Origin of the sequence: Intestinimonas butyriciproducens, assembly GCF_016901775.1 — a bacterium.
Taxonomy (GTDB): Bacteria; Bacillota; Clostridia; order Oscillospirales; family Butyricicoccaceae; genus Pseudobutyricicoccus.
The window spans coordinates 104,448-121,333 of record NZ_JACJKW010000004.1 but is presented as its reverse complement, the minus strand read 5'-3'; the positions used below and the strand labels follow the sequence as shown (position 1 = coordinate 121,333).

The window sequence follows — 16,886 nt, the reverse complement described above, 5'->3', positions numbered from 1 at the left end:
ATTATTGCGGCGGCTTTGAATAAATCAAGGCCGCCGTTCTCCATGCCCTTATGAGGATGACGACCCTGTGCTGAATGTAGCGGCGGCTTTAGGAGGGAGCCGCCGTGAAGCGAGAACAGCTTCAACATAATCCGGCAGAAAACTACCTGCCAAAAAAAGCCTGTCCCCAGTATTGGGGACTAATGCCCAAGAAGATGAACTATACCATGTAGGTAAGCGGCAAAACACACCAGATAGCGTCTGGCTGGCGTATGACCAGTCAGGCGTTTTTTGTCATATCCTGCGGTTCTCCGTAGGCTGCCGGTCCCCGCCATTCCCATTTCAATTCACCATTCACCCGCTAACCCCTGAATTGAAATGGAGGACAAGTATGTTCAATAAGAAAAGTGAATACGCGCAGAATAAGCGCGAGAAAGATAGCATCATTTACATAAGCGTGAATGGACACATCCGGCTCACCCGCGCAGACTTTTCCAGTGAGGAAGAATTTCTCCGCTGGAAACAATGGTCCGATGAGGATTATTATGAGACGGAACGCCAGGGGCGCGGCTACTATGACAATGGGGTTCCTCTGGATGAAAACATAAGCGCGGCAAGTGCGGTGGAGTCTGCGGAGGATGCTTATTTCCGTGAGCTTCTGGCTGATGAAATCGAAGCCGCTCGGAAGGCTCTGTGCCAGGAGCGCATGGCCAGGGTGAAGGCCCTTCTGACCGCCAGGCAGTATCGCCGGATCTGGATGTATTTGGCCGAGGGAAAATCCATCACAGAGATCGCCAGAGATGAAGGATTGTCTAAAGCCAGCGTGTCCAATTCTATCGCTGCGGCGCTCCGTAAGCTCCGCAAACTGCGTTAAGACAGAATAAGTAACTATCAACAGGGTGGTTTGCAGATGCAGGCCGCCCTCATCATGGAAGGAGGTTATTTCATGGCAACCACGCGGCTCATGCCCCTGCACACCGGCAAAGGCCGGACGGTAGGGACAGCCATCAGCGACATCATTGACTATGTTCAAAATCCGCAGAAAACAGATAACGGCAGACTCATTACCAGCTTTCAATGCGACAGCCGGATCGCGGATGCGGAGTTCCTTTTCAATAAGCGTCAGTACATCGCCGCCACCGGCCGGGTACGGGGCGAGGACGATGTGATTGCCTATCATCTCCGGCAGTCCTTTGTCCCTGGTGAGATTACGCCGGAAGAAGCAAACCGGCTGGGCTGTGAGCTGGCGCGGCGTTTTACCAAGGGAAAACACGCTTTTATTGTCTGCACTCATATTGATAAAAAGCACATCCATAACCACATCATTTTCGATGCCACCGCCTTGGACTATCAACGGAAGTTTCGGAATTTTTGGGGCAGCACCCGCGCGGTCCGGCGGCTCAATGACACCATCTGCATTGAGAACGGATACTCTATTGTGGAGAACCCGAAGCCACATGGAAAGAGCTATAACAAGTGGCTGGGGGATCGGGCTAAACAGTCCCAGCGAGAGACGCTGTGTGTGATGATCGACCAGGCCCTGGAGCAGAAGCCAGCCGACTTTGATGCCCTGCTGAAGCTGTTGGAAGGGATGGGATGCGAGGTGTCCCACCGTGGGCAGTCGTACAGCCTCAAAGCGCCTGGCTGGGACAATGCTGCCCGCATGAGTAAGAAGCTGGGCAAAGGGTACAGTGAAGCAGAGCTTCGTGCGGTTCTGGCCGGAGAAAAGAAACATACCCCCACCAGGACCACGCCCCGGCCGGAGCCGAAACAGGCTGTGAGCCTGATGGTCGATATTCAGGAAAAGCTCCGCGCTGGCAAGGGAGCCGGTTATCAGCGATGGGCCACCGGCTTCAATCTGAAGCAGATGGCACAGACTATGAATTATCTCTCCGAGCATAAGCTGCTTGATTACAAAGTGCTGTCTGAAAAGACGGCGGCAGCCACCGCCCGGTACAATGAATTGTCCGCGCAGATCAAAGCGGCGGAAAAGCGAATGACGGAGATTGCGGTCCTCCGCACCCACATCATCAACTATGCCAAAACACGGGAGGTATATGTTGCCTATCGCAAAGCCGGATATTCAAAAAAGTTTCGCGCCGAGCATGAGGCGGACATCCTTTTACACCAGACAGCAAAGAAAGCATTTGATGAGCTGGGAATGAAAAAGCTCCCTACCGTCAAGAGCTTGCAGGCGGAATATGCGGAGCTGATGGCACAAAAGAAGGCAGCCTATTCCGGCTACCGAAAGGCCCGTGATGAGATGAAGGAGCTTCTGACCATTAAGGCCAATGTGGACCGCATCATGGGCTATGAGGAAGAAAAACAGACAGAGAAAGGCCATGCCCAGGAGCAGAGCCAGGGACGATGACCGGCTCATGGATTTGGGCTTTTCGGGAGGGAAAGCCTGCGGCGGCTTTCCCTCTTGTCTGCTCACCGGCGCAGGACGGAAACCGGGTCAAGAGTGCGAAGCACCGCCCACCGGCGGCTTGCTCTTGATGCGGGTTCTATCCTGTGCTATCCATCGCCATGGCGATGGAAAAAGCGTTCCATCGGAACGCGCAGCCAGCTCCAGAATGGAGCTGTTTATGGGGGCTTGGGGGCAGCGCCCTCAACAAGCAACCTGGGATCTTCGCGCCAGCGAAAATCCCAGGTTTGGCCTCGGTGGGTCCCACGAGGCATTGCTTGCCGGTTTCTCGTACCCCGTATTTATGCCCTTTCGGGCGGTATTTCTTCAGATGAGAAAAGAGGACGCTTACACATCCTCCTTCTCATCATCCGCATCTTTCAATTTGATGGCTCCGTCAATGACACCTTCCACAATGGGCAGATACTTCTCCGGGCAAAGCTGTAATTTGTGGCTTGTCCGTTGGCGCTGCTCACTGTCCTCCCGAAGCAGCTCCGGGTTGAAGTAGCGTTCTGCGGGCAGCTTGCAAATGCGGATGAGCTGCATCACAACTGGCACGCTTGGTATTGTGCCGCACAGCTCAATATTTGCAAGATAGCGCGGGTCGATGCCGACCTTTTCGGCCAGCTCCCGGCGGGACATTTTCACAGCTTCACGCGCCTGCTGAACATCCGCTCCGAAGGTTTCAAATCCAGGGCAATCTTTTACATTCGGCATATCACATCACCCTATTACATTCTATTGTTCATAGGATGTGCTGGGAATGATGTGATATGCGCTTTTGCTTCATTTTATAATTCGTGCCTACTTGCTTTGTTCGAGCAAAAGAACTATAATGTTGTATGTGGAGGGCTGAATATGGACTATATGACTTTGAAAGAGGCAAGCGAAAAATGGGGTGTGACCTCTCGACGGGTGAACTACTATTGCGCTGCGGGCCGCATTCCCGGCGCAGTGAAAATGGCCGGTGTCTGGCTAATTCCAAAGGGGGCAACTAAACCCATCGACAGACGCATTAAGAACAATAATCCCCCCAAGGAGGATATAGTATGAGCGAATATAAAATAATGATCGTTGACGATGAGCCAGATATTTTAGGCTTGTTGGAAAAGGCTTTAACGATAGAGGGGTTCCACAACATTCTGAAAGTCGATAGCGGGAATAACGCTGTAAGTACCTGCAAAATAGAAAACCCGGATGTCATCATTCTGGATGTAATGCTGCCTGATATTGATGGGTATGAGGTATGCAAACGTATTCGGCAATTTTCACATTGCCCGATCCTGTTCCTTTCTTCCAAAAATGATGAAGTGGACAAAATTCTTGGGCTGGCCGTAGGCGGCGATGACTATGTGACGAAACCATTTAGTCCCAAAGAAGTTGCTTTCCGAGTGAAAGCTCAACTGCGGCGGGCAGAATACAGGCAGAGTGCAGAACAGCCCCACGCAATTACTATTGGAGAGCTGACGATTGATCCTGATGGCTGCCGCGCTTTCAAAAACGGAAAAGACTTAGAGCTGACCGCAAAGGAATTTGAGATTTTGCATGATCTGGCGCAGAATAGAGGCCGTGTTATTAGTCGGGAACGCTTATATGAAAGAATTTGGGGCGAGGACAGCTTTGGATGTGATAACACCATGATGGTACATATCCGACATCTGCGTGAAAAGATTGAGGATAATCCAGCAACCCCAAAATACATTATCACGATGAAAGGCTTAGGCTATAAGTTGGTGAACCCCTATGAAAGATAAATGGAAGTTGAATCCGTTGCTTCGGATAGTTGCATTGTTTCTTGTTTTGATAATTCTGTTTATTGGCGCTGGGATAGGACTATTCTATATCTTATTTTCTATCCCGGAGCCGGAGGGATTGAGTTTGGCTACCTGGCCGAATCGCTTTACTGACAATTTCTCGATATGGATGAAAAATGATAAAGGAACACTCCAGATAGAGGATATTGGATTGGAACGGTTGGACGAGTATGGCCTGTGGCTACAGGTTATTGATGAAACCGGGCAGGAGGTGATTTCCCATAACAAGCCAGAGAACTTTCCTACAAAATATACCGCATCTGAATTGATGGCCTTCAGCACAAGCGATTATGAGGACGGATATACGGTTTTTGTCAGCAGTTTTGAAGAAGATGAACAGACATGGAATTATCTGATTGGCTTTCCCTATGATGTCGGCAAATATATGTTGTACTACAACGGTGAAGTTGTCGGTCGCCTTAAACCTGTATTTACCCTATCTTTGTTCGGCGTGATCTTTGCCGGGAGTGCGCTGCTTCTAATCTATGGCATTTGGCTTACACATCAAACAGGAAAAATAGCCAAGGGAATTGGAAATATTTCACGCCGAGTTTATACAACCATCCCTGAAAAAGGCACTTTCGGCAGTATCTATATGGCGCTGAACAAAATGAATGAAGAAATCCGACATAGCGATCAGATTAAAGAAGAAACAGACCGTGTACGCCGGGAGTGGATCACGAACATCACTCATGATTTGAAAACCCCGCTTTCTCCTGTTAAGGGCTATGCGGAACTGCTTGCAGACGAAACCGATGTTGATACCAAAACGGCGCAGGAATATGGTACTATCATTTTGAAAAATGTAGATTACGCTGAAAAACTGATGAATGACTTGAAACTGACCTATCAACTGGAATCTGGTGCTTTCCCATTTCGTCCGCAGCCGGTACGACTGGTGCGCTATCTGAAAGAATTGGTAATTGACATTGCAAATGATCCGACGTTTTCTGATAGGAACATAGAGTTTGCGTGCGACCTTCCTGAGTTTACAGTTTCGATTGATCCCGATTTGTTCCATCGGGCGATAAGCAATCTTGTTATCAATGCACTTGTTCACAATCCGCCGGCCACAAAAGTGATTGTATCTGTGCTGAAAGAAAAAGAGAATATTTATATTTCTGTCCGTGATAACGGCATCGGCATAAGCGAAGCCGAGCAGGCCGAACTTTTTACCCGGTACTATCGGGGGACAAACACAAAGGAAAAAATAGAGGGCAGCGGATTGGGCCTTGCGATTGCGAAGCAGATCATTGTCCTTCATGGAGGCGAGATTGCCGTTAAGAGCAAAATTGGCGAGGGGACTGAATTTTCAATTCGTCTCCCAGTGAATTAAGGTTAAATTAAGATACAGAAAAGTCAGACCTAAGATGGGTGAGCTATGCTATAACCATAGTTCACCCATTTCTTATTGGACTAAATTCAAAACGAACAGGAGGTTTGTTATGAAGCTACAATTACAGCATTTGCGTAAGCAATACGGAGCCAAAACTGCTGTTGATGATGTGAGTGTCAATTTGGAACCTGGTGTGTACGGATTGCTTGGCGCAAATGGGGCTGGCAAAACCACATTGATGCGGATGATCTGCGGTGTTCTGAAACCTACTTCCGGCAGTATCCGTCTGGATGGAAAAACAATTCAGACATTGGGCGAGCAGTATTACACACATCTGGGCTATATGCCACAGGACTTTGGCTTCTATCCTGATTTTACGGCCCGCGAGTTTATGCTCTATATGGCCGCAGTAAAAGGGATGGATAAAAAAGCGGCAACAGCCCGTACAGAGGAATTATTAGAACTGGTAAACTTACATGATGTAGCAGGTAAGAAAATTCGTTCGTATTCCGGCGGCATGAAACAGCGGTTGGGAATCGCGCAGGCAGAACTGAATGACCCCGACATCCTGATTTTGGATGAACCGACTGCGGGCCTTGACCCTAAAGAAAGGGTTCGCTTCCGCAATATTATCTCCGACTTTGCCAAAGACAAAATTGTAATCCTGTCTACCCACATTGTTTCGGATGTTTCGTATATCGCAGATACCATTCTGATGATGAAGCAGGGAAAAATTTTGCTCCAAGGGCCGATGGAAACTGTTACGGAAAGTATGCGAGGCAAAGTGTGGGAGGTCATGGTGACTGAGCGGGATGCCGCAAAATATAGCAGAAATCTCCGGGTCGTCAACCTTCACCACGAGGGCAGTCAAGTTCGTCTGCGTATTGTAGAGGATGAGGCCCCTGCGCCGGGGGCACATATTGTCGAGCCGAGTCTGGAAGATCTGTTCCTGTACCATTTCAGCGAAGATATGCAAGGAGAAGGGAGTGAAAGCGATGAAATCTTTGGTTAAATTTGAATTTCTGAAAATCCTGCGAAAGAAATCCACTTTGATCGTGATGGCAGTCAGCTTGCTCATAACGGCCGTTTTCTTCATTCTGCCAATCTTGCAGTTTCAGATTTACAATCAAGACGGAGTTCTGCGGGGGCTTGACGGGATTGCATACGAAAAAGAGCAGTACGCCGAAATCTCTGTCCCCCTGACAAATGAGTACATTACTGAACAAATTCGGGAAGTACAGGAGCTATTTGCTGATCCTGATAATATAGGCTATGACGGGAATGAGGAATTTTTAATCGAAGGTGCCTACTGGAACGGCATTGCCCCACGAGAAGATTTGCTTGCCTTGATTGCCAAAAATTATGCAGAGCCAAATGTAAGCGTGGGCTATAATGCGCTCCCGGATTTGGACATTTCTAACGGGACAGATTTCTATCAGGCAAGGCAGGATAAAATTGAAACGATCCTGAACGATACATCCAAGGATTTATCTGCCGAAGAAAAAGCGTATTGGCAGAATATGAACAGCCAAGTGGAAGAACCTTTTCAGTATGGTTATTTTGGAGGCTGGGAAGTCATTATTTCTGCCTTTGAACTGCTGATGTTTGCAGTTTTGGCAATCTGCATTGTAATCGCACCTGTTTTCTCCGGCGAATATCAGTCTGGAACAGATGCGGTCATCCTATCCGGGAAATACGGAAAGACCAAATTAACTACCGCAAAAATTTTGGCTGCGCTTTTGTTTGGAGTGCTGGCGTTTACGCTTCATATCCTTGTCGCATTTGCAATTCCTCTTACTGTCTTTGGGATTGACGGCTGGAATCTTCCTTTGCAGATCAATGGGACTACTGTTCCGTATCCGCTGACATTTTTGGAAGGGGCACTCGTCAATTTGGGTGTCATCTATCTGGTACTGATTGCAATGATTGCCCTGACGCTTTTCCTGTCGGCCAGAATGAGGAGCCCTTATCAGGTACTGATTGTAATTATGCCGGTTTTGTTTATCCCCATGTTCCTCACCCCGAATGGAACCAGCGGCCTTTACAATCTGCTTGTTTTCCTGACCCCCTACCAGTCACTGAAGCCGAACTTTGGATCGTATATATCTTATCAACTCGGTTCGGTCGTTCTGGACGCCTTTACAATGAGATCTGTTTTGTATGTTGCTCTGGCGCTGATCCTGCTCCCCTTTGCCCGGATCGGATTTAGGAAACATCAAGTTTCGTAAGGAGGCGAAAGATGAAAAGTAAAAAACATATCGCAATAGCTGTTGCTGCGGTTGCAATTATTGTTGTTGCTGCGGTTATGATAGCCAACCCCTCTGGATGGTCTAAAAAGTCATTTGAGGCGGTTGTGCAAGAAACGGTAACGCAGGCAGACGGAGAAATCCGGCTGATTGTGGAACGGACAACGGAAATTTATAGTAACCCCATGAACTCTCTCGGCATCAGCGATGACACCAAATTGTTAAATGCCAGTGGAGAGAAAATCGCAATTACTGACTTTAATCCGGGGGATGCCATCAGCGTAACGCTAAAAGACTCTTTTACCGAAGAAACTCCATTTTACTATCCAGTAGTATATGAGATCAAACTCATCGACCAGTAAGTAATTGCACCTCTGCCGGACGACGGCAAAAGAAAAAAAGCCGTCGTTCAGCAGCCCTTTGACACGCCCATACGACCAGCGGCGGCTTTGACAAAATCAAGGCCGCCGTTCCTTATGCCCAAAGAGTGACGACCCTGTTTCGACGGTAACGGCGGCTTTAGGAGGGAGCCGCCGTGAAGCGAGAACAGCTTCGACATAATTCGGCAGGAATTTACCTGCCAAAAAAAGCTTGGCCGCCAACCGGCCCCCATCTGCTTATCTAAACACGCTGGATTCACAAACCGGCTGTGTCGCATAGCCAGCCATTCTTATATACTGCTGACGGCGGTGTCAGTTCATACAATGCGCAGCATTACAAAAACACAGATCTGCAAAATGGCTTCGTTTGCAGGTCCATTTGTCATGCCTGCTTTTGAGCGCAAAGTGTAAAGTACGATTTTTCTCGGTTTAACTCTTGACATCTATTTGCAGGTTTGCCAGTCTTATCCCGAATCTGGACTCGTTAAAACATGAACGGGCTATTTTCTTGAATTTCGTCCAGGCGTGTGTTATTATAAAATCAGTAAGTTATGACTAACTGATTGGAGTGAGTATAATGGGAAATGCCAGTTTCAATCAAGACTGGTACGGTATGCAGGCCAAAGTTCTGACGCAAAGTGATGATTGTGTAGTCGTAGATTATGGCTGCAAAGGCCGGGGAATTGTAAAAAACTATAATCTGTTTGAGGGAATACAGCTTTGCTTCCTCGATTTTGAATCGGATGAGTCCATGAAAACACAAAAGTTTAATCCAGATATTATTCAGATTACGCACTGCCAGGCCGGTCGGTATGAATGCGAATTTGCCAATCATACTGTGTCGTATTTACCAGAGGGCTATTTTAGTGTTGCAGCAACAGAGCATTTGCCGGTTTCTTTTTCTTTTCCGCTGGGAAAATATTATGGCGTCAGTCTTGTCATAGACCGGCAGGCACTTTCGGTCGGAACGCGTCGGATGATGCAGACAATTCCCATTGACCTTGATAAGATCGGAACTACACTGGGAATAGAAACAAGATGGTATGTCAGTGAGACCCCGCCACAATTAAAGCATCTTTTTTCAGAATTGTATACTGCGGTAGAAATGGAGCCTATCGGCTATTTCAAAATTAAGGCCATCGAGCTTCTGTATCACATGGATCAGCTGACACAAGTCAACGGGTGCGATCTAAAATATTTTGATAAGAAGCAGATACAGACTACAAAAGCTATTCGGGAATACCTTATTTCTCACTTGGATGAGAAAGTTTCACTGGAACAGTTGGCAAAAGAGGCACACTTGAACCTCTCCGTTTTTCATCTGGTGTTTTCCCATATCTATGGGGACACACCGTATGCCTATCTAAAAAAATACAAAATGAATTTAGCAGCCCAGTGGCTTTCGGAAAATAAAATGAAAATCGGGGATATAGCTTTAGAACTTGGATACAGCAATGCCAGCAAATTTGCTAAAGCGTTTCAATCTGTGTATGGGATGCTCCCAAAAGACTACCGGAAAAAATAGATAGGAAGAACGGGCTGTTTTTCAGGTCTTTCCAGAGGAATGGAGCAGAAAAAATTTACGCAAAAAGATATAATGAGCCGGTGCGGTTAGTTTATGCTAACGCATCGGCTTTTATTTAGGAGGTGGTATCCCTGCTGACCATAGATACTCGAATCAAGTTGCTTTTATTTTTACTTATCAACTTCATGGTATTTGGCTTGAAAGATTTTGTCCTTGGCAGCGTGTGTTTTTCCTTTATCTGCATTCTTTCGTGCCTGATGGGGCAGAAAAAGATTGTATTGAAATACATCATCTTTTATGTGGTAATTGCGGCAATACAGCAGCTTTGCGCCTTCCTTCCCCAGGCCATCGAAACTATTTTGTCGATCTTCACATTGTTTATCCGGGTAATGATACCCGTGGTACTCTTTGCTTCAACTTTTATCGCTACAACGAAAGTCAGCGAATTGATTGCGGCCATGTACTCGCTAAAAATTCCTCGGAGCATTACCATTACATTCGCTATGGTATTGCGCTTTTTTCCTACTTTCAGTGAGGAGATCCACAATATTTATGACGCGATGAAGTTAAGAGGCATCGCCCTTTCGTGGAAAAATGTATTCACGCGCCCCATGCTCATTCTGGAGGCAATCGCTATCCCCATCGTGATGCGCTCTGCTTCGATTGCAGAAGAATTATCTGCTTCTGCGGTGACGAGAGGCATTGATAATCCGGCGCAACGGACTTCGTTCATTCAGCTAAAAGTTCATGCTAAAGATTGGATGGTACTGTTCTTCTTTCTCGTTGCCTTTGTGGTGCTGTTTTTCTGCAAATATCAGATATATGGGAGGATATGATGATGATTGATATTGACCATGTATCTTTTCAATATTCCGGTGCTGAACGGGAGAATCTGCAAAATTTTAATTTGCAGATTGAAAAAGGGGAGTGTGTTGTCCTTACTGGCGAATCTGGATGTGGAAAGACTTGTGTGACCAGGTTGATAAATACACTTATTCCCCACTTTTACGAAGGGGAAATGTCTGGGACGGTTCTCATTGACGGAGTTGATACCCGCACGATCCAACCGCACGATTTGTCGGACAAGATAGGCTCTGTCTTCCAAAATCCACGCAGTCAGTTTTTTAGTCTGGATACGGACAGCGAGATTGTGTTTGGTATGGAAAATAAGGGGATGCCCTATCAAGTGATGCTGGACCGTTACCAACAGACTATCCGGGAATTGCATATTGAGAAGTTAAAGGATCGCAACCTGTTTGACTTGTCCGGCGGACAAAAGCAGACCATAGCATTTGCCAGTGTTTACGCATTAAACCCTGATATTTTTGTTCTGGACGAGCCTTCCTCAAACCTGGACCCGGAGGCTATTCAAGAACTACGGCGGCTACTTTTGCTGATTAAGGCGCAGGGAAAAACGATTATTGTATCCGAACACCGCCTTTACTTCTTGAATGGGATTGCCGACCGCATTGTCCTTATGGAGCATGGTAAGCTGAAACAATCTTGGTCCGCCAGTGATTTTGCTTTACTCAATACCGAGCAAATCAAGGCGCTGGGGCTTAGAAGCTATACGCCTACAAGGTTAGAGCTTCCCGAAACAACACCCTCTCGAAACGATACCCCGGCTGTCGAAGTCAGAGATCTCGCGATTGGATATGAAAAGGGAGAACCCGTGGCGCAGCACCTAAACTTTTGTGTCTACCCTGGAGAAATTGTCGGCGTGGTAGGGAAAAATGGTTGTGGCAAATCAACTTTGGCCAGAACCCTATGTGGTTTGCAAAAGGAACTGCATGGAGAGGTTCTATACAAAAACAGTACGGTTCCAAGTAAACGGCGGATCAAGAAAGCGTATCTTGTCATGCAGGACCCGGACTATCAACTGTTTACTGATAGCGTTTACCAAGAACTACTGCTGGCATTGTCTGACCAAAAGGATAAAGATGAAAAACGAATAGATGATATTCTGGACGAGTTGAATTTGACAATTTATAAAGAGCGGCATCCAATGTCCCTATCTGGCGGTCAGAAGCAGCGCACCGCGATTGGCGTTGCGGCACTCCGAGATGCAGAGGTACTTATTTTTGATGAGCCTACAAGCGGCTTGGACTACAAAAACATGGAGAGTGTTGCAGAAATTTTAAGTGCGTTGTCCAAAAGGGGAAAAGCCATCCTGGTGATTTCCCATGATAATGAACTACTGATGAAGATTTGTTCCCGCGTCATTCGCGTGGATGAAAGGACTTCATCTTAGTTATATACAAAATATAGAAAGGGGCTATCTGTATGAGTGAACAAGCAAAACCTGTCGGGGCATCCGACAAAATGAAAGCAAAGGACTTTATCACGCTGGGCATTTTTACGGTGTTATTCTTTGCTGTGGTAATGGTGTGCATCTTTGCCTCCGCAGCTACCGTGGTGACCTTCGCGTTTGGGAGCGCCATTGCTGCAATTCCTGGAGGCATTATCTATATGCTGATGCGCGCTAAAGTGCCAAAGGCCGGGAGCGTTCTGTTGAGCGGTGTGGTGATCGGCCTAATTGAGTTCCTGATTGGCGCAGGCTGGGCGGTTGCCGTCGGTTTTATTGCCGGTGCCGTAATTGCGGAGCTTCTGGCCCGTATCGGCCACTACAAGAGCTTCTGGCTGAATACCATTGGCTATTCCGTATATATGATGTTCTTTGCGCTGGGAACCTATCTTCCTATGGTCATCATGACCGGCTATGTGGATGATATGTCCACCTCTAACGGCGTGAGTGCCGAGTATCTGACGGAGCTACATAGCTTTATGAATGGAACAATGGTAGTCATCATTGCTGTTGTGACCTTCGTTGCAGGCATTATCGGCGCTTTGATTGCAAAAGGTGTGTTCAAAAAGCACTTCCAGAAGGCAGGCATTGTCTAATGACGATATAGTTACGACTAACTCCTTGGTATCTTTGGGCTATTTTTGGCGCTAAAACAGAGGTATGGAGTAGCAAGCAATTTCAAAGGTTGATAAAATGAGTGGCGAGGTTAGCAAATCCTAACCTCGCCATTTTCACTTTTTAAGGAGGGTTCATGCTATGTCAAACGCAAAGTCGAAACAGGCAAAACCAAAGACGGGTTTGGCACGATGCATGGAATTGGCTTCTGACAGAAAGGGCCTTGTATTTTTAGCTGCGGTTCTTTCGTCACTGGCGGCCATTGCTTCGTTCATCCCGTACATAGCGGTCTATTTTATGATCCGCTCAATTATCGGTGTTTTCCCGAACCTTGACCAGTTGGATATGGGGATGGTCATGAATTATGGCTGGCTGGCGCTCGCCGGGATCGTGGCGAATATCCTGTTATATTTTCTGGCTATTTTCAGTTCTCACATGGCGGCGTTCGGCACACTGTACGAACTGAAGGTCTTGTTCGCTGACCATATCACCAAAATTCCGTTGGGCTATCATTTGACCATCGGCAGCGGGCGCCTGCGTAAAATCATGGATGAGAATATCGAGAGTGTGGAAGGGTTTATTGCCCATCAGTTCCCGGATTTTGTGGCGTCTGTCACGGCTCCCATCGTCATGGTCATCATCCTGCTGGCCGTTGACTGGCGGTTCGGTCTTGCCTCTCTGGTCGGTATCGTTCTGGCGTTTGTTGCTGAGTTCATTGGATTTGGCAGCGGCGAGATGAAAGAGAACATGGGCAAGTATCAAAAAGCACTGGAGGAAATGAACAACGCTTCTGTGGAGTATGTTCGTGGAATGTCGGTTGTGAAGGCATTTAACCAGACGGCATCCTCTTTCAAAAAGCTCAAAGAAGCGATTACCGGATATACAGAGTGGGTCCTGAAATTTTCCCTGGGCTGGCAGAACTGTATGCCCGCCTTCACCACAATCATCAATAATGTTTATCTGATCCTTGTACCCGTCGGAATTTTAATCGGCTCCAGGTCGGATGATTTTGCTGGGTTTGCCATGACCTTCATTTTCTATCTGCTCTTTGTACCCGCAATTTCCGGTGTGTTGAACAAGATCATGTATATCTCCGAGTCGTTCATGCAGATTGATGGGAATGTGGCTCGGATGGATGAAATTCTGAACATCCCCGAAATGCCGGAAACGAACCATCCCAAGAAGCCCGCCAATGATGATGTTGCTTTCAAGAATGTCAGTTTTTCCTACACGGGAGATACACACGAAAAGGCGCTGGAGGATGTTTCCTTTGTTTCGAAGCAGGGACAAATCACGGCTATTGTTGGCCCGTCCGGTGGTGGCAAGAGTACGATTGCCAATCTGATTTCCCGGTTTTGGGATGTATCTTCCGGCAGCATTACCATCGGCGGTGTAGATGTGCGTGATATGGCGGAGGATGACCTGATGCGCCATGTCAGCTTTGTGTTCCAGGACATTTTCCTGTTCAAGCAGAGCATCTTGGATAATATCCGTATGGGCAACCCTTCGGCCAGTGAGGAACAAGTGATCGCGGCGGCGAAAGCGGCTCAATGCCACGAGTTTATCTCCAAACTGCCCAACGGGTATCACACGGTGGTCGGCTCCAAAGGCATCCATCTCTCTGGCGGCGAGCGCCAGCGAATTGCCATTGCGCGGGCCATTATTAAAGACTCGCCTATCATTGTGCTGGATGAGGCAACGGCGTTCAGCGACCCGGAGAATGAATATCTGATCCAGAAAGCCTTTGAAAAGCTGATGCAGGGTAAGACAGTTATCATCATTGCACACCGCCTCTCCACGATCCGCAATGCGGATAAGATCATCGTCATGGAGAAAGGCCACTTGGTCGAAGAAGGAAAACATGACGAGTTGGTGGCCGCAGGCGGACGCTATGCACAGATGTGGAACCACTATACAGAAGCGATTGGCTGGAAAATCAGCGGAAAGGCGGTGTAACTATGAGCAGATTACAAAAAGCTCTCTTTTTATCAGACAAGGGTTACGCAGATCTGAAAAAAGCAATCTTCGCCTGCACATTGACGAACCTCGCTATGCTTCTGCCGTTCTGTGTAACTGTTATGATCTTCAGTGAAATTCTGACGCCATTTGTCAGTGGCGGCTCCATCCAGTGGAACCATATCTGGATGCTGTGGGGCGCAGGTATTGTTTCGGCCATTCTGGTATTTCTGGCCGCCAAAAATGATTACCGCAAAACCTACATTGCCTCGTATAAGGAGTCAAACACGACCCGGCTGCGGATTGCAGAGCATCTTCGGAAACTCCCTATGAATTTCTTTAACACCAAGGACCTTTCCGAACTGACCACGAATATGATGGCAGATTGCAGCAGCATGGAGTCCCTGCTCAGCAGCACGATCCCTCCGCTGATTGCAAACGGCATCACGGTGACCCTGACCTGCATCTTGCTGGCCTTCTTTGACTGGCGGCTTGCTCTGTGCGTATTCATCACGGTTCCGATTGCCTTCCTCATTATCTGGCTCAGCCGGAACCATCAAAAGAAACTGTTTGAAAAGCAGGTTGACGCAAAGCTGGCTGCCTCTGACCAGGTACAGGAATACCTGGAAGGCATGAAGATCATCAAGTCCTGCGGGCTGTCCGGCTCTCATTTCAGTGCATTGGATAAGGCTCTGCTTGCCATGAAAAAAATCGCCATCAAGGTAGAAATGGCTGTCGGTGTGTTCATGTCCAGTGCCAGTATGATTTTGCAGGCAGGCGTTGGTATCACAATCTTTGTCGGTGCTATCCTCTTGACGAATGGGCAGATTGAACTTCTTCCGCTGCTTATGTTCCTGTTGATGGTAACACGGATTTACGGCCCGATCCTGTCAATCCTGGCAAATTTGTCCTCGTTGCTGAATTTGAATGTGGTCACAAGCCGTATGCGTACCCTGCTCACCACTCCTGCAATGGACGGTGAAGGGAAAACGGTCCCGAATTGCGATATTGAGCTTTCCCATGTGACCTTTGCCTACAATCAGGAAGATGTCATCAAAGATGTTTCCTGCAAAATCCCCCAGGGAAGCGTGACTGCCCTCGTTGGCCCGTCCGGTTCCGGTAAAAGCACGATTTCCAAACTGATTGCCCGGTTTTGGGATGTCCAGCAGGGAAAGATCACAGTGGGCGGAAAAGACATCAAGAGTATGGAGCCGGAAAGCCTCATGTCTTATATGTCCTTCGTGTTCCAGGATGTGACCCTGTTCAATGATACGGTTATGAACAATATCCGTCTTGGCAATCCAAACGCAACAGACGATCAGGTGATTGCTGCTGCTAAAGCCGCCTATTGTGATGAATTTGTCCGGGAGATGCCGGACGGGTATCAGACGGTCCTCGGTGAAAATGGCAGTACGCTTTCCGGTGGTGAGCGCCAGCGTATTTCCATCGCCCGCGCCTTGCTGAAAAACGCTCCCATTATTCTGCTTGACGAGGCAACAGCATCCCTTGACCCGGAGAATGAAGTCCTGGTTCAAAAGGCGATTGCCAAACTGGTGGAAGGTAAGACGGTTATTATGATTGCCCACCGCCTCCGTACAGTTGTGGATGCGGACCAGATCCTCGTTCTTGACAATGGCCGACTGGTAGAACATGGAACCCACGATGAGCTGATGAAGAAGAACGGTCTGTATCATAAGCTGTTCCATATTCAGCAGGAGAGCCTTGGCTGGGCTGTGTAAATCGGAGCTGAAGGAGGGGCATAGTTGAACGGAGTAGAAATGCTTTTAATTGCAGTTGGTCTTGCGATGGATGCTTTTGCCGTTTCTGTAGGCAAAGGATTAACTATTCAAGGACAATGTAAAAAAGCGTGTATTGTAACCGGCCTGTATTTTGGCGGCTTTCAGTCAATTATGCCCCTTCTCGGCTTTTTATGTGGGGAAACCGTAATTCAGTACATCGCGCCTATCTCTCGTATTCTGTCTTTCATTCTATTGACTCTGATAGGTTTGAATATGCTGAGAGAAACAATAAAAGAAACGTCCACATCGAACTCTGCATCGATTGCCGCAAAGGTAATGATCCCCGCTGCCATAGCAACAAGCATTGACGCATTTGCGGTAGGTATCACATTTGCGGCATTGAAAGTAAATGTAGCGATGGCTGTTTTGCTGATTGGCTGCACTGCATTTCTTTTTTCCGGTGTGGGAGTAAAAATCGGAAGTATATTTGGCGACCGCATGGAAAAGCAGGCAGGGATTATAGGTGGACTTATTCTTATCGCAATCGGGGTGAAAATCCTCGTTACTGGATAAGAGAAAGGACC

At 47.5% G+C, this 16,886-nt stretch carries 16 protein-coding genes; 15 read left to right on the top strand and 1 reads right to left on the bottom strand.

The features are described 5' to 3' along the window. Positions 1–370 precede the first annotated feature (370 nt). Both H6A25_RS03420 and H6A25_RS03415 read left to right on the top strand, forming a co-directional pair. Positions 371–853 carry a LuxR C-terminal-related transcriptional regulator gene (locus H6A25_RS03420; RefSeq protein WP_204750603.1) on the top strand — a complete coding sequence of 161 codons (483 nt, stop codon included), beginning with the start codon at positions 371–373 and terminating at the stop codon, positions 851–853. A 72-nt stretch (positions 854–925) separates the two neighbouring features. Next, entirely contained in the window at positions 926–2,350 is a 1,425-nt protein-coding gene (locus H6A25_RS03415; RefSeq protein WP_204750602.1) for a relaxase/mobilization nuclease domain-containing protein, read from the top strand. Between the two features lie 384 nt (positions 2,351–2,734). On the opposite strand, the gene H6A25_RS03410 is transcribed toward H6A25_RS03415, so the two are convergent. Beyond that, positions 2,735–3,103: a helix-turn-helix domain-containing protein gene (locus H6A25_RS03410; RefSeq protein WP_055163974.1), complete on the bottom strand. Its 369-nt coding sequence runs from the start codon at positions 3,101–3,103 to the stop codon at positions 2,735–2,737. Positions 3,104–3,244: 141 nt separating this feature from the next. Here H6A25_RS03410 and H6A25_RS03405 point away from each other — a divergent pair, with 141 nt between their 5' ends. The 13 genes from H6A25_RS03405 (at position 3,245) to H6A25_RS03345 (ending at position 16,875) form a co-directional block, all read left to right on the top strand. Next, positions 3,245–3,439 carry a helix-turn-helix domain-containing protein gene (locus tag H6A25_RS03405; RefSeq protein ID WP_204750601.1) on the top strand — a complete coding sequence of 65 codons (195 nt, stop codon included), beginning with the start codon at positions 3,245–3,247 and terminating at the stop codon, positions 3,437–3,439. Further along, on the top strand, positions 3,436–4,140 hold the full coding sequence (locus H6A25_RS03400; protein ID WP_204750600.1) for a response regulator transcription factor: 705 nt from the start codon (positions 3,436–3,438) through the stop codon (positions 4,138–4,140). Before H6A25_RS03405 ends, H6A25_RS03400 begins: the two co-directional genes overlap by 4 nt. Next, positions 4,130–5,536 carry a sensor histidine kinase gene (locus H6A25_RS03395; protein ID WP_204750599.1) on the top strand — a complete coding sequence of 469 codons (1,407 nt, stop codon included), beginning with the start codon at positions 4,130–4,132 and terminating at the stop codon, positions 5,534–5,536. The genes H6A25_RS03400 and H6A25_RS03395 overlap by 11 nt, the downstream gene beginning before the upstream one ends. Positions 5,537–5,645: 109 nt before the next feature. Further along, complete coding sequence (locus H6A25_RS03390; protein WP_204750598.1) at positions 5,646–6,548, top strand: ABC transporter ATP-binding protein; 903 nt, start codon at positions 5,646–5,648, stop codon at positions 6,546–6,548. Next, entirely contained in the window at positions 6,532–7,764 is a 1,233-nt protein-coding gene (locus H6A25_RS03385) for an ABC transporter permease subunit (protein ID WP_204750628.1), read from the top strand. Before H6A25_RS03390 ends, H6A25_RS03385 begins: the two co-directional genes overlap by 17 nt. A gap of 11 nt (positions 7,765–7,775) precedes the next feature. Next, positions 7,776–8,144, top strand: coding sequence for a hypothetical protein (locus H6A25_RS03380; protein WP_178611223.1), 369 nt, complete (start codon positions 7,776–7,778; stop codon positions 8,142–8,144). Positions 8,145–8,739: 595 nt separating this feature from the next. Continuing rightward, positions 8,740–9,687 carry a helix-turn-helix domain-containing protein gene (locus tag H6A25_RS03375; protein WP_204750597.1) on the top strand — a complete coding sequence of 316 codons (948 nt, stop codon included), beginning with the start codon at positions 8,740–8,742 and terminating at the stop codon, positions 9,685–9,687. A gap of 122 nt (positions 9,688–9,809) precedes the next feature. Continuing rightward, positions 9,810–10,523 carry an energy-coupling factor transporter transmembrane component T gene (locus tag H6A25_RS03370; protein WP_087325443.1) on the top strand — a complete coding sequence of 238 codons (714 nt, stop codon included), beginning with the start codon at positions 9,810–9,812 and terminating at the stop codon, positions 10,521–10,523. Continuing rightward, entirely contained in the window at positions 10,523–11,938 is a 1,416-nt protein-coding gene (locus tag H6A25_RS03365) for an ABC transporter ATP-binding protein (RefSeq protein WP_243423210.1), read from the top strand. The genes H6A25_RS03370 and H6A25_RS03365 overlap by 1 nt, the downstream gene beginning before the upstream one ends. A gap of 32 nt (positions 11,939–11,970) precedes the next feature. Beyond that, positions 11,971–12,588: an MptD family putative ECF transporter S component gene (locus H6A25_RS03360; RefSeq protein WP_204750596.1), complete on the top strand. Its 618-nt coding sequence runs from the start codon at positions 11,971–11,973 to the stop codon at positions 12,586–12,588. Positions 12,589–12,748: 160 nt separating this feature from the next. Then, entirely contained in the window at positions 12,749–14,563 is a 1,815-nt protein-coding gene (locus H6A25_RS03355) for an ABC transporter ATP-binding protein (RefSeq protein ID WP_204750595.1), read from the top strand. Between the two features lie 2 nt (positions 14,564–14,565). Beyond that, the gene (locus H6A25_RS03350) at positions 14,566–16,302 is read left to right on the top strand and encodes an ABC transporter ATP-binding protein (RefSeq protein ID WP_204750594.1); all 1,737 of its coding nucleotides are present in this window, start codon (positions 14,566–14,568) and stop codon (positions 16,300–16,302) included. 39 nt (positions 16,303–16,341) lie between these two features. Further along, positions 16,342–16,875 (top strand): manganese efflux pump MntP, encoded by a 534-nt coding sequence (locus H6A25_RS03345; RefSeq protein ID WP_204750626.1) that lies wholly within the window; start codon positions 16,342–16,344, stop codon positions 16,873–16,875. Positions 16,876–16,886 lie beyond the last annotated feature (11 nt).